This is a genomic window from Deinococcus aestuarii, from assembly GCF_018863415.1.
In the GTDB taxonomy this organism is placed as follows: Bacteria; Deinococcota; Deinococci; order Deinococcales; family Deinococcaceae; genus Deinococcus; species Deinococcus aestuarii.
Genome location: NZ_JAHKSN010000010.1, coordinates 132,122 through 144,981, shown reverse-complemented (window position 1 = coordinate 144,981; position 12,860 = coordinate 132,122). Strand labels below are relative to the sequence as shown.

Below are 12,860 nucleotides of genomic sequence, written 5' to 3'. Positions count from 1 at the left end.
TCAGACCTCTAGCGCCAGCTTGTCCACGTCGTTCAGCAGGGGCGTTCCCGCCGGGTACTCGCCGTTGAAGCACGCCAGGCACAGGCCGGGGCCGCCCACGGCTTCCCGTAGGCCCCGCTCGCTGATGAAGGCGAGGGTATCGGCGCCGATCAATTCCCGAATCTCCTCCGCCGTATGCGTGCTGGCGACGAGTTCCTTGCGGGCGGCGGTGTCGATGCCGTAGAAGCACGGGTGCTTGATGGGCGGGCTGCTCACCCGGAAGTGAACCTCGCGCGCCCCCGCCTCGCGCAGCAGGTTCACGATCTGGCGGCTGGTGGTGCCGCGCACGATGGAGTCGTCCACCAGCACGACCCGCTTGCCCCGCACGGCGCTGGTGGGCGAGAGCTTCATCTTGACCTTCAGCTCGCGCGCCTCCTGGGTGGGGGCGATGAAGGTGCGGCCCGCGTAAGGGTTCTTGTACAGGCCGTAGTCGAAGGGAATCCCGCTCTCCCGCGCGTACCCGATGGCCGCCCCGATGCCGGAGTCGGGCACGGGCACCACGATGTCGGCCTCCACCGGGCGCTCGCGGGCCAGCCTCTCGCCCATGCGGATGCGGCTCGCGTGGGTGTCCACCCCGTCCAGCTCGCCGTCGCTGCGCGCGAAGTAGATCCACTCGAAGGCGCAGGGCGTGGGCCTCTTCGGCTCCACCATCAGGGAGTGCAGGCCGTCTCTGTCCATCCACACCAGTTCACCCGGCTGCACGTCCCGTACTAGCCGCGCGCCCACCGCGTACAGCGCGCACGGCTCGGAGGCGAGCACCCACGCCCCGTCGTCCCGCTGCCCGATCACCAAAGGACGGACCCCGTGCGGGTCACGGAAACCGAGGAGTTGGGTGCGGCTCATCAGCACGCAGGCGTACCCGCCCCGCAGCTTGCGCATGGCGGCGGCGGTCGCCTCCACGAGGTCCATGTGACTCTCGCGGGCGATCAGGTTGAGCATGACCTCCGAGTCGTTCGTGGTCTGGAAGAGGGCGCCCTCCATCAGCATCGCGTTGCGCACCTCACGGGCATTCACGAAGTTGCCGTTGTGCGCCAGGCCCAGGATGCCCTTGTTCGTGCGGGTGGTGAGCGGCTGGGCGTTGAAGCGCAGGTTCGAGCCCGTCGTCGAGTAGCGCACGTGCCCGATGCTGACGCGGGCGTTGGCGAGGCGCAGGCCGTCGAGCCGCCGCTCGTCGAATACCTGCGTCACCAGCCCCAGGTCCTTGTCCACGTGGAACTTCTCGCCGTCCGAGACGCACATGCCCGCCGCCTCCTGCCCCCGGTGTTGCAGGGCGAAGAGGCCGAGGTACGTCAGCCAGGCGAGGTCGTTGGGTTCGGGCGAGTATAGCCCGAAGACGCCGCACTCGTCCTGCGGCTTGTCGGTGGCGGGGTCAAAGAGCATGGTGGGGTCCTTTGGGGCGAGGGCGTTGGTCACACGCCCCCTCACCCCCGGCCCCTCTCCCACGAGGGGAGAGGGGAGCAGGCGGGTAGATTTCGGTGTGGCGACGCGGAGGATGCGGCGGGAGACGGTCAAAGCGCGAGCTTTGAGGGAAAGGCAGACGCCCGAAGAACAGATGCTTTGGCGGGTCTTGCGGAACCGTTTCCTGACCTTCAAGTTTCGACGACAGCAGCCCGTTGGGCCTTACATCGTGGATTTCGTCTGCTACGAGGCGCACTTGGTCATTGAACTCGACGGCAGCCAGCACGCCGAGGAAGGCGCCCGTGCCTATGATTTGGTTCGCACTCAATTCCTTGAGGCGGGAGGCTTCAAGGTCCTGCGCTTCTGGAACAACGAGGTCCACTCCAACCTCGAAGGCGTCGTGCAGGTCATCCAAACCCACCTGCCCTAAGCCGCCCTGCTCCCCTCTCCCCTCGTGGGAGAGGGGCCGGGGGTGAGGGGGCGTGTGACCAACGCCCTCGCCTATCACCCCAAAATCCCCCGCAGCGGTGTCGTATAAGCCTCAGTCAGCGTCCCAAGATTCACGCTCAAGTGTACGTTCGCCCCCGAAACCGAGATGGCGACGCTTTCCCCACCCGAACTAGGCAGGCTCTCCCCGATGACGGTGTAAGGCACGCCCAACTCGTCCAGCACCCGCTGCGCCTCGTCCTCGTGCCCGACTTGAACGGCCACCACCACGCGGCTGTGTGCCTCCCCGAAGAGGAGGGCATCGGGGCGGACTCCCTCAGGTGCGGCGAGCGTCACCTTCACGCCCCGCCCGCCCGCGATTGCCATCTCGGCGATGGCTACGGCCAATCCGCCTTCCGAGCAGTCGTGCGCCGTCTCCGTCAGGCCCGCGCGGATCAGGGCGAGCGTCCCGGCGATCACCCGCGCCTCCAGGTCGAGGTCGAGGGGCGGCACCTCCCCCGCTTCCAGCCCGTGAATCGTCTCCAGATACTGACTCGCCCCAATGCTCTCCGCGTGGCGCCCCAGCAGGTACAGGCTGTGCGGCCCCTCCTTCAGCGCCAGGGTGGCCCGCTTCGTCACGTCGGGCAGCACGCCCACCATGCCAATCGTCGGGGTGGGGTGGATGGCGACGGTGCGGCCCTCCTCCACATATTGGTTGTAGAGGCTGACGTTGCCGCCCGTGACTGGGGTGTTCAAGGCGCGGCAGGCGTCCGCGATCCCCTGCACCGCCTGTTGAAGCTGGAAGTACACGTCCGTCCTAAGCGGGTTCCCGAAGTTGAGGTTGTCCGTGATCGCCAGCGGCGTCGCCCCCACGCAGGCGAGGTTGCGCGCGGCCTCAGCAACGGCGGCGGCGGCCCCCAGGTAGGGGTCGAGGTACACGAAGCGCGGGTTGCAGTCGGAGGTGGCGGCCACCCCCAGCCTCGAATCCTTGATTCTCAGCACGGCGGCGTCGGCGGCACCGGGGGCGACGACCGTGTTCGTCATCACCTGGTGGTCGTACCGCTCGAAGATGGGCCGCTTGCTGGCGATGGTCGGGTGCGAGAGCAGGTCCACCAGCACCGCGCCGAGGTCGCCGGGCATGGGCACGCCGCTCAGGTCGCGCTCGCGCTTGGCCCGGATTTCCTCGGACTCCACGCCCTCCCGCGTGTACTTGGGCGCCTCGTTGAGCAGGGCGACGGGCAGGTCGCACACCACCTCGCTACGCCAGGTCAGGCGGTAGCGGTCGTGCGCCTCGACCTCCCCGATGGTCACCACGTCGAGTTCCCACTTCGCCAGGAGGTCCAGCAGTTCCTTTTCCCGCCCCGGCACGGGCACCAGAATCATCCGTTCCTGAGACTCACTCAGGCAGAGTTCCATCGGCACCATGCCCGTCTCGCGCGTGGGCACGAGGTCGAGGTTCATGGTGATGCCGAGGCCCGCCCGGTACGCCATCTCGCACGTCGAGGAGACGAGGCCCGCCGCGCCCATGTCCTGCACGCCTGCGACGAGGCCCGCCTGAATCGCCTCCAGGGTCGCCTCCAGCAGCAGCTTTTCCATGAAGGGGTCGCCCACCTGCACGGCGGGGCGGTCGGCCTGGGAGGCGTCGCTGAGGTCGGCGGAGGCGAACACCGCGCCGCCCAGCCCGTCGCGCCCGGTCTTGGAGCCGACGTAGACGATCTGGTTGCCCACCGCGCCCATCGTTCCCTTCGCCAGGTCCTCGTGCCGGAGGAGGCCCAGGGCCATCACGTTCACAAGCGGATTCTCCTGGTAGGAGGGGTGGAAGGTCACCTCGCCGCCCACGGTGGGCACCCCGATGGCGTTGCCGTAGTGGGAGATGCCCTCCACCACACCGTTCACCAGGAAGCGGGTGCGGGGCGAGTCGGGGTTGCCGAAGCGCAGGGAATCCAGCACCGCGAAGGGCCGCGCCCCCATCGCGAAGATGTCGCGCAGGATGCCGCCCACCCCGGTCGCCGCCCCCTGCACGGGCTCGACGGCGGACGGGTGGTTATGGCTCTCCATCTTGAAGGCCACCCCCCAGCCCTCGCCAATGTCCACCACGCCCGCGTTCTCACCGGGCCCCTGGAGGACCTGCGGCCCCGTGGTGGGAAAGGCGCGAAAGAGGGGCCGCGAGTTCTTGTACCCGCAGTGTTCCGACCACATCGCCCCGACGATGGCCGCCTCCAGCGCGTTCGGCTCCCGCCCGATGCCGGAGACGAGGAGGTCGTATTCCCCTTCGGTAAGGCCGAAGGTGGGGGCGCGGTCGCGGAGGGAGGGCGTTTGGGGGGGAGGGGTGGTCATGTGTTGTCCTTCAGGGAGAGCTTGAGTTGCCCCCGGTGGTAGGCGACGTGGCGCAGGTGCATCCCCAGGCCGGTCAGGCGGGCCCGTTCCCCGGTGGGGGCGGCGGGAGAGCGGAGCCGGTCTTGCCACTGGTCGTCGCGCGGGGTGCGGACATGGGTGACGATCAGGGTGCCCACCCGGTCCAGTTCCGCCAGAACGGCATCCTTTCCGTCCGTTTCGGTGACGGGCGGCGTGCCGCGCAGGGCCGGCATCCAGGGCGCGTCCTCCCAGCCCAGGTGGGCGTAGCTGGGGCTGAAATCCTGGAGGGCGAAGAAGCGCAGCCATTCGGCGATGTGCAGCGCGTGCCAAGCCGGGCTGTGCCCCAGGTGCGGCGTGCTGAAGGTCGGCTCAGGGACGCCCTCCAGCCCGGCACGGAACATCGCCAGTTCCTGTTCAAAGGCCTCCGCCAGAAAAGTCTGGACGTTCACCGCGCCACCGGGACGCCCTTCAGCGACTCGAAGATGCCGCGTCCGTCCTCGCTCCCCAGCAGCGCCTCGACCGCCCGCTCGGGGTGGGGCATCATGCCCAGCACGTTGCCGCGCTCGTTCACGATTCCGGCGATGTCGTTCAGCGAGCCGTTGGGGTTGTCCACGTAGCGCAGGGCCACCCGGCCCTCGTCCTCCAGCCGGGCGACCGTCTCGGCGTCGGCGTAGTAGTTGCCCTCGCCGTGCGCGATGGGGATTTCGATGATCTGGCCGGGCCTATACGCGCTCGTATAAGCTGTCCCCGCGTTCTCCACCCGCAGGTGGACGGGCCTGCACACGAAGTGCACCTCGCGGTTGCGGCTCAGGGCACCGGGGAGGAGGCCCGCCTCGGTGAGGACCTGAAAGCCGTTGCAGACGCCCAGGACGTAGCCGCCGCGCTCGGCGTGCTCCTTGACCGCCGCCATAATCGGGCTGCGCGCCGCGATGGCCCCGGAGCGGAGGTGGTCGCCGTAGGAGAAGCCGCCCGGCAGGAGCACGAGGTCGGTGCCCGTGGGGAGGCCGCCCTCGGTATGCCACACGAACTGAGCGTCCGGGTCGAGGGTCAGCCGCGCGGCGTGCAGGGCGTCGGCATCGCAGTTGGAGCCGGGAAACTGGATGACGGCGACCTTCATGCCAGAGCCGGTCACAGCCGCTCCAGCTCGGTCACGGTGCGCTCGCCGCCCGCGGTGCCGGTGTTTACGGTGGAGGCGGGCTCGAAGAGCAGCATCCAGACCTCTCCCGTGTCCGCGACGGGCTGGTGCTCCACGCCGCGCGGCACGATGATGAATTCGCCCACCCCGACGAGCACCTCGTGGGTGCGGAAGCGCATCCGCAAGGTGCCGCGCGTGACCAGAAACAGCTCGTCCTCGTGCTCGTGGGCGTGCCAGACGAACTCGCCGCTGATCTTGACGAGCTTGACCTGCTGGCCGTTCAGCTCGCCGACGATCCTGGGCGACCAGTGCTCGGTGAAGAGGTCGAACTTCTCCTGCAAGCTCACGGTCCGGGGCGTGCTCATGCGCCCACCGGCTCGGCCTGCTCAAGCTCCCAGCGCACGTCCTCCATGATCGGGTTGCTCAGCACGTTCCGGGTGATGTCGGCGAGTTGCGTCTCGACCGCCGTTTGCTCGCCCGAGAGCGTCAGCTCGATGTACTTGCCGACCCGCACGCCCGCCACGTTCGCGTGGTCGAGGTGCGACAGGGCCCGCTCGACGGTGCGCCCCTGGGGATCGAGGATGGAGGGCTTGAGGGTGACGAAGACCTTGGCGTGGTAGGTGGGCATGGGGCTCCTTGGAAGCGGTCGAACAGGCAAACCGCGAAGGCCTTGGCTGTTTGACCTTTGGGGCGACGCTCAGAAAGCTTGTGACCCTGAGCCCTTCGCTGCGCTCAAGGGTAACTTCCGCGAAGGGTTCCTCAGTCTTGGGATGTTTCTCCGCTCAGCATGACAACCCTTTTGCGCTCCGCCGCAGACGGTTGAACGGTTAAACCTCGCGGGTCACGCGCGAAAGCATCTCCGCGTACGCCTCCTCCACCCCGCCCAGGTCGCGGCGGAAGCGGTCCTTGTCGAGCTTCTCTCCCGTCCCGGCGTCCCAGAAGCGGCAGGTGTCGGGGCTGATCTCGTCGGCGAGGACGACCCTGCCGCCCGGCGTCTTGCCGAACTCCAGCTTGAAGTCGATCAATCGGATGCCGCGCGAGGCGAAGTAGGGCGTCAGGAAGTCCCGCACCCTCAGCGCGAGTTCGCGGATGCGCCCCAGGTCCTCCTCGCTCGCCCAGCCGAGGGCAATCGCCGTGTCCGTGTTGATCAGGGGGTCGCCCAGCGCGTCGCTCTTGTAGCAGTATTCGACGACCGGCCGGGCGAGGGGCGTGCCCTCCTCCACGCCGAGCCGCTTGGAGAAGCTGCCCGCCGCCACGTTCCGCACGATGACCTCGACGGGCACGATGGTCACGGCCCGCACACGCTGCTCGGTGTCCGACACGCGCTCGATGAAGTGGGTCGGGATGCCCGCCGCCTCCAACTGGGGGAAGAGGTGGGCGGTGATGGCGTTGTTGACGGCGCCCTTGCCGCCGATCTGCGCCCGCTTGACCCCGTTGAAGGCGGTCGCGTCGTCCTTGTACTCGACGACGTACTCGTGGGGGTCGGCGGTGGCGTAGACCCGCTTGGCCTTGCCCTCGTACAGGGGCTCGCGCTTCATGTCGGCTCCGGGGAGCAGGTCGCTGGGGAAGGGAGGAGGACGGGCGCCACCCCAAGAGGTTCGGGGCGACGCTCGGGGGTCGCGGGGTTGGTCATGCTGGGGCTCTCCATCGCCGCCTCTCGGGCGGGCTTACCGCGTCACGGTCAGGGCTCGCGGGGCGTCTCACAGGACGCGGAAGGTTGGGTCGCAACCGGCGGTTGCCGTACGTCACCCTACCATCACCCGGCGCGTGGCGGTGTGAGGCTGTTCAGGAGGGTGGGCTTTGACGCGCCCGCACAAACCGCTCCCGACCGGCGAGGTCGGGCAGCACCTCGGCCCGCCACCCCTCCGCCCGCAGTTCGGCGGCGAACTGGGGGGCATTGCGCGGGTCGAGTTCGAGCAGCAGCACCCCGCCGGGGGGAAGGGTCGCGCCTGCCTGGGCTGCGAGGGGCCGCGCCACCGCCAACCCGTCCGCCCCCGCGTACAGGGCGAGCTCGGGGTCGTGCCGCACCTCGGGGTCGGCGTCCGCCCGGTCTCCCTCGGGCAGGTAGGGCGGGTTGCTGACGATCAGGTCGAAGGGGCCGGGCAGACCCGCGAGCAAGCTCCCCTCCACGAAGGTCAGGTCCACCCCGTTCAGCGCCGCGTTCTCCCGGGCGAGGGTCAGCGCCCCGGGGCTGAGGTCGGTCGCCGTGACGGTGGCGTCCGGCCTCGCCGCCCTGACGCCCAGCGCGAGCGCCCCCGTCCCCGTTCCCACGTCGAGCACACGCGGGGTGGGGACGGAGCGCAACGCCTCCAGGGCGAGGTGCAGCAGCCATTCCGTCTCGGGGCGGGGCACCAGCGCGCGGGCGTCCGTCCTCAGCCGCACGCCCCCCCACTCCACCTCGCCGAGGAGATGTTGGAGGGGCACGCGGGCCGCCCGCCGCTCGATGATCTCAGCCAGCCGTTCCGCCTCCGCCCCGGGCACCACTTCCCCGCCCTGCGTGAGGAGCGCTGAGGCGTTCAGCCCCAACGTGTGCAGCACCAGGACCCGCGCGTCCGTCTCGGGAGACGGCACACCCGCCTCTTGCAGGAGATGGGCGGCGTGGAGCAGCCAGGCGCGGAGGGTGAGGGGTGGAGTGGGGGAGTCAGACACACGAACCGCGCTTTGTTACTCCTCCCCCTTGCGGGGGAGCTTGGGTGGGGGGTGGCGAGCGCCAGCTTGCCCTACCCGTGCCGGGGCTTGATCACCAGCCGCCTGGAGGCCCCCTCCCCGATGGACTCGCTCATCACGTCGGGGTGCTCCTTGAGGGCGATGTGGATGACGCGGCGCTCGGCGGGCGGCATGGGCTGGAGTTCGTGGGGCTCGCCGCTCTTGGCGACCTGCACGGCCAGCCGCTCGGCGAGCTTGGCGAGGGTATCGGCCTGGCGCCTGCGGAAGCCGCCCACGTCCACCCGCACCCGCAGGTCGCTCCTCCCCGCCTGCTTGGCGAGGACCGTGTAGGCGATGACCTCGATGGCCCCCAGGGTCCGCCCGTCGCGCCCCGCCAGCCGGGCGGCGTTCTCCCCGGTGATCTCGGCTTCCAGGGCGTCTTCGACCTCGCGCACGGTCACGGAGAGGTCCGGGTCGATGCGGCTGACCAGGCCCCGGAGGAAGCGTTCCAGCACCGCGCGGGGGTCCTCGTGCGCGGCCTCCAGGGCGGGGGCGGCCTGGGGCGCGTCCGGCGCGGGGGGCGGCGGGGCCACGTCGTCCGCGCCCGCGATCCCCAGCCCCGCGAGGTAGTCGTCGAGGTTCGTGCGGTTATCCATGCTCAACAGTCTATCCCGCCCCTCTCACGCCTTTCCCACCGCCCAGCGTTAAGGCACGGCAACCTCCGGCAAAGCTCGCGGCCTGCGCTCCATATCCCGTCCTCCCCGGTGCACAGGAAAGGGCGAAGGCCCGCGCGGGGAGCCTTCGCCCTCTGGTCCCGCCCTTACTCCTGGGGCCGCTCGACGAGGTACGCCCGCTCGATCACGTCCGGCGTGCCGGGCATTCCGGGCTGGATGCGCGTGAGGCGGTCGAGCACGTCCAGCCCCTCCACCACGCGCCCGAAGACGGTGTGCCGCCCGTCGAGGTGCGGCGTGGCCGTGAAGGTGATGAAAAACTGCGAGCCGTTGGTCCCCCGGCCCATCTGGGTGCCCGCGTTCGCCATGCTCAGGATGCCCTTGCCGCTGTGGCGCTGGTCGTTGATCTCGTCGTCGAACTTGTAGCCGGGACCGCCCGTGCCCGTGCCCGTCGGGTCGCCGCCCTGCGCCATGAAGCCGTCGATCACCCGGTGGAACTTGATCCCGTCGTAGTAGTGGTGGCGGATCAGGTACGCGAAGGAGTTCACCGTCACGGGCGCCTCGTCCGCGAAGAGTTCCACCACGACGCGGCCCTTGCTCGTCTCCAGCACGGCGCGGTAGTCCTTGCCGGGGTCGATGCCGTCGCCGAGTTCGGGCGCCTGACGAAACTGGGTCTTGCGCTCGCCCGACAGTTCGGGCGTCTGCGAGAAGCCTTGGGGCTGGTAGGAGTCCTGGGAGGTCATGGGGGGCATTGTAGCGAGCGGTCAGCCCTCAGCCGTCAGCTCTCAGCAACCCGGGCTTAAGCTTTGGCCTCCTGGGCTGACGGCTGATCGCTGACGGCTGACCGCTCACGCCACCACCCACTCCCCGCCCCGCATCAGCGGCTCGCGCGTTCCGTCCTCCAACACCCCGTCCACGTCGGTGCCGGGGGTGCCGATCATCCAGTCCACGTGGATCAGGGAGTCGTTGCCGCCCGCGGCGATCAAGGCCTCCGGGTTCTCGCCGTCCTGCACGTTGGTGGGGTAGCAGCGGCCCAGGGCGATGTGCGAGGCGGCGTTCTCGTCGAAGAGGGTGTTCAGGAAGAGGGTGCCCGTCCGCGCGACGGGGGCCGAGGCGGACACGAGAGCGATCTCACCCAGCCGCGCGGCCCCCTCGTCCGTCTCGACGAGCCCGCGCAGGGTGTCTTCCCCCTGCTCGGCGCTGACCTCCACTACCCGGCCCGCCTCGAAGCGCATCCGGATGCCCCGGGCGAGCTGGCCGCGCACGCTCAGGGGCTTGCTCGCCACCGCCACCCCGTCCACCCGCTCGCGGTGGGGCGCCGTGAACACCTCGTCGGTGGGGATGTTGGGCACGCCGCGCACGCCGTTTTTCGCCGTCTCCGCGCCCCCCTGCCAGATGTGCCCGTCGGCGAGGCCCACGGTGAGGTCGGTGCCCAGCTCGCTGCGGAGGTGAAGGGCCGCGTAGCGCCGACCGTTGAGGAAGGTGCACAGGCGCTCCAGACGGTCCAGGTGCGCGTTCCAGGCGGCCACGGGGTCGGGCTCGTCGGCGCGGCTGACGGTGAAGATGTCGTCCCAGAGGCGGGCGACGGCCTCTTCCTCGGGGAGGTCGGGGTACACGGCTCTCGCCCAGGCGGGGGTGCTCATCGCGCCGATGGTCCAGCTCACCTCCATGCCGCCCATCGCGCGGCTCACGTCGCGCATGGCCGCCGCCGTGGCCTTGGAGCGCCGGGCCACCCGCCCCTGGTCCACGCCCGCGAGGAGTGCCGGGTCTTCCCCCGTGATGGAGATAAAGGCGTAACCGTCGGCGACCTGGCGTTCACTCTGGTGCGCCGCCCACTCCGGCAGGAAATCGACCGCCGCGTCCGTCCCGTCCTCGTACAGGGCGAGGTTGAGGGAAGCGTCGCCATACAGGACGCGCACGTCCACCGCCCCCGCCCGGTACGCGGCGCGGGCCACCAGCCGGGCGAGGGGGGCCGCCTCGACGGGGGCGTTGATGCGCACCTTGCCCCCCTCGGGCAGGTTCACCCCCGTGCGGACGAGCAGTTCGGCGTAGCGGGCGAGCTTGGCCTCGAAATCGGGGTTGGGGGTCATGGGCGTCACTCTACGGCGTCTCCCGGGGCAGGGGGCGGCAGGGTCAGGGTGTGGTCGTCCGCCCGCTGCGGGGTGCGGCCCCCGCCCACCCGCCAGTACACGCCGTTCTCGCGGGCGAGCAGCCCCAGCCCCACGAGTTCGCGCCGCAGGGTGAAGAAGTCGGGGTGGTATTCGGCCAGCGCCTCGCTCACCTCACGCTCGGTGTACGTGCGGCCCGGCTCGAAGAGGGAGGCGAGCTCCATCAGGATCACGTCCCGTTTCTTGCGCTGGGCGGGGATGCGGGTCAGGCGCCCGTCTTGCATAAAGGCGCGCAGGACCCGTGCCCGGTAGGGGTCCTCGGCGGTCGGGGGCTCGCCCTCCCCACGAATCAGGGCGGCGAGCGTCACGTCCAGCGCCGCGTGGTTCGCCCCATGCAGGCGGTGGTGGCCGTCTTGCCGCACGGTGGTCAGCCCCGCCTCCGCGAGCGCCGCGAGGTGGTGGCTGACGGTCGCGGGCGCGAGGTTCATCAGCCGCGTGAGCGTCTCGCCGGACAGCGGCTGGGTCCACGTCAGCCGCAGCAGCGCCAGCCGCGCCGGATGCGAGAGGGCGCGGAACACGGCGGCGCGGGTACTCAGGTCGGCGCTCACCCCAGCACCTCCCGGGGCCAGGGCCGCTTGCCATAGCCGACGAGGTGACTCGCCGTGTAGATGTCCAGCGCCGCACGCGACGTGTCCAGCCGCGCCTGCGCTTTGCCCATAGCCGCCCGGTCCCCCTCCGCCCGCGCCAACCGCGCGTCCCGCTCCGCATTCGTGAGCAGACCTTCGAGGACAAGGCGGTAGTGAGCGTTCATCCTGGTCTGCGCCGATTCAACTTCGGTCGATGACATTTCGACTCCTTTCGAATCCAACCTATCAGGATTCGATGACCGTCGAAATAAGGGAGATGACGTAGGCGGGAGGGCGGGCCGCACACCGACGCTGGACCCTGCTCGCCAGCCTTGCCTGGAGCCTGAACTACCACCCCTCGATCTGTCGCCCCGCCTCGAAAGCCGCCGCGCCCACCGCCACCGCGAGGTTGAGGCTGCGGCCCCCGCCGGGCTGGGGGAGCTTCAGGGCGGGCAACCCTTCCCGCAGCCAGACCGGCAGCCCGCGTGACTCCGGCCCAAAACAGAGGTAGTCCCCCCGCCGGAAGCCCGCGCGGGTGTAGAGGGCCGAGGCGTGCGTGGAAAAGGCCCACACCCGCGCCCCCTCGGGGAGGGAAGCCTGGAAGGCCGACCAGTTCGCGTGCTCGTGCAGGGCCACGCCCTCCAGATAGTCCATCACGGCCCGCCGGAACTCCCGGTCGTGGAGGTGGAAGCCGAAGGGCCGGATCAGGTGCAGCTCGGCGCCCAGCACGGCGCAGGTCCGCGCGACGTTGCCCACGTTCCCCGCCTTCTCGGGCTCGTAGAGCACCACGCGCAGGAGGGGAGAGGGTGAAGCGTCCGTCACGCCCCCACCCGCGCGAGGAGCACGGTCACGCGCACCTGAACGTGGTCGGGCGCCAGTCCCTCCGAGGTCTTGAAGCTCACGCCCACCTCCGTCTCGGCGAGCTCCAGCAGCGCGGCCACGCTCCCGGCGATCTCAGCCCGCAGCGGCCCCAACTTGGGGCGGTCGAGCGTGACGACGAGGGCGACGTTGGCGGGGGCGTAGCCCCTCTCCCGCACGAGGCTCAGGCAGCGGGCGAGGATGACCCGCGAGTCCAGCCCCGCGTTCTCGGCGGCGGTGTCGGGGTAGTGCTGCCCGATGTCCCCCAGGCTCAGGCCCGAGAGCAGCGCGTCGGCGACGGCATGGAGCACCGCGTCCCCGTCGCTGTGGGCGACCGCGCCGCGCTCGGCGTGGGGAATGGACACCCCCCCGAGGATGAGGGGGCGTCCGGCGGCGAGGCGGTGGGCGTCCTCGCCGAAGCCGATGCGGTGGGGGAGGGGGGAAGGGGTCATGGGGGTAGCTTAGGGCAGGATGTCCAGACCCTACCTGCTGCTGAACGTCACCGTTCCCCTCGCGGTGGGGCTTCTTGTCGTGGCCTCGCTGCTGGGTGTGACCTCCCGGCGCAGCCGTCCGCTGCCAGTGTTCTCTGCGGCATTCT

Annotated in this window: 16 protein-coding genes; 1 reads left to right on the top strand and 15 read right to left on the bottom strand. The window is 70.2% G+C overall.

Annotated elements, in window-relative coordinates; genetic code table 11:
* A complete protein-coding gene (purF, locus tag IC605_RS13615) occupies positions 1–1,419 on the bottom strand; it encodes an amidophosphoribosyltransferase (protein ID WP_216325095.1) in 1,419 nt (472 codons plus the stop codon).
* On the opposite strand from purF, the gene IC605_RS13610 reads away from it, so the two are divergent.
* Entirely contained in the window at positions 1,418–1,867 is a 450-nt protein-coding gene (locus tag IC605_RS13610; protein WP_343216615.1) for an endonuclease domain-containing protein, read from the top strand. The two genes, purF and IC605_RS13610, sit on opposite strands and share 2 nt — an antisense overlap.
* A gap of 74 nt (positions 1,868–1,941) precedes the next feature.
* Here IC605_RS13610 and purL read toward each other — a convergent pair whose 3' ends face one another.
* The 14 genes from purL to ispF all read right to left on the bottom strand — a co-directional run bounded on the left by purL (position 1,942) and on the right by ispF (position 12,714).
* A complete protein-coding gene (gene purL / locus IC605_RS13605; RefSeq protein WP_216324998.1) occupies positions 1,942–4,200 on the bottom strand; it encodes a phosphoribosylformylglycinamidine synthase subunit PurL in 2,259 nt (752 codons plus the stop codon).
* Complete coding sequence (locus tag IC605_RS13600) at positions 4,197–4,667, bottom strand: DinB family protein (RefSeq protein WP_216324983.1); 471 nt, start codon at positions 4,665–4,667, stop codon at positions 4,197–4,199. Before IC605_RS13600 ends, purL begins: the two co-directional genes overlap by 4 nt.
* Positions 4,664–5,335, bottom strand: coding sequence for a phosphoribosylformylglycinamidine synthase subunit PurQ (purQ, locus tag IC605_RS13595; protein WP_216325092.1), 672 nt, complete (start codon positions 5,333–5,335; stop codon positions 4,664–4,666). Before purQ ends, IC605_RS13600 begins: the two co-directional genes overlap by 4 nt.
* Positions 5,336–5,346: 11 nt before the next feature.
* Entirely contained in the window at positions 5,347–5,718 is a 372-nt protein-coding gene (locus IC605_RS13590) for a cupin domain-containing protein (RefSeq protein ID WP_216324980.1), read from the bottom strand.
* Positions 5,715–5,981: a phosphoribosylformylglycinamidine synthase subunit PurS gene (gene purS / locus IC605_RS13585; protein WP_216324977.1), complete on the bottom strand. Its 267-nt coding sequence runs from the start codon at positions 5,979–5,981 to the stop codon at positions 5,715–5,717. The genes IC605_RS13590 and purS overlap by 4 nt, the downstream gene beginning before the upstream one ends.
* Before the next feature lie 199 nt (positions 5,982–6,180).
* Entirely contained in the window at positions 6,181–6,891 is a 711-nt protein-coding gene (purC, locus tag IC605_RS13580; RefSeq protein ID WP_216324957.1) for a phosphoribosylaminoimidazolesuccinocarboxamide synthase, read from the bottom strand.
* Positions 6,892–7,138: 247 nt separating this feature from the next.
* A complete protein-coding gene (gene prmC, locus IC605_RS13575) occupies positions 7,139–8,002 on the bottom strand; it encodes a peptide chain release factor N(5)-glutamine methyltransferase (RefSeq protein ID WP_216324955.1) in 864 nt (287 codons plus the stop codon).
* A gap of 71 nt (positions 8,003–8,073) precedes the next feature.
* Positions 8,074–8,655 (bottom strand): Jag family protein, encoded by a 582-nt coding sequence (locus IC605_RS13570; protein WP_216324953.1) that lies wholly within the window; start codon positions 8,653–8,655, stop codon positions 8,074–8,076.
* A gap of 164 nt (positions 8,656–8,819) precedes the next feature.
* Positions 8,820–9,413 carry a peptidylprolyl isomerase gene (locus IC605_RS13565; protein WP_216324951.1) on the bottom strand — a complete coding sequence of 198 codons (594 nt, stop codon included), beginning with the start codon at positions 9,411–9,413 and terminating at the stop codon, positions 8,820–8,822.
* 105 nt (positions 9,414–9,518) lie between these two features.
* Positions 9,519–10,760, bottom strand: a complete 1,242-nt coding sequence (locus IC605_RS13560) for an aminopeptidase (RefSeq protein ID WP_216324948.1) — start codon at positions 10,758–10,760, stop codon at positions 9,519–9,521.
* Positions 10,761–10,765: 5 nt separating this feature from the next.
* The gene (locus tag IC605_RS13555; RefSeq protein ID WP_216324945.1) at positions 10,766–11,386 is read right to left on the bottom strand and encodes a DUF2087 domain-containing protein; all 621 of its coding nucleotides are present in this window, start codon (positions 11,384–11,386) and stop codon (positions 10,766–10,768) included.
* The gene (locus IC605_RS13550; RefSeq protein ID WP_246580805.1) at positions 11,383–11,625 is read right to left on the bottom strand and encodes a hypothetical protein; all 243 of its coding nucleotides are present in this window, start codon (positions 11,623–11,625) and stop codon (positions 11,383–11,385) included. The genes IC605_RS13555 and IC605_RS13550 overlap by 4 nt, the downstream gene beginning before the upstream one ends.
* A gap of 127 nt (positions 11,626–11,752) precedes the next feature.
* Positions 11,753–12,226, bottom strand: coding sequence for a tRNA (cytidine(34)-2'-O)-methyltransferase (locus IC605_RS13545; protein ID WP_216324942.1), 474 nt, complete (start codon positions 12,224–12,226; stop codon positions 11,753–11,755).
* Positions 12,223–12,714: a 2-C-methyl-D-erythritol 2,4-cyclodiphosphate synthase gene (gene ispF / locus IC605_RS13540; RefSeq protein ID WP_216324939.1), complete on the bottom strand. Its 492-nt coding sequence runs from the start codon at positions 12,712–12,714 to the stop codon at positions 12,223–12,225. Before ispF ends, IC605_RS13545 begins: the two co-directional genes overlap by 4 nt.
* Between the last annotated feature and the right edge of the window lie 146 nt (positions 12,715–12,860).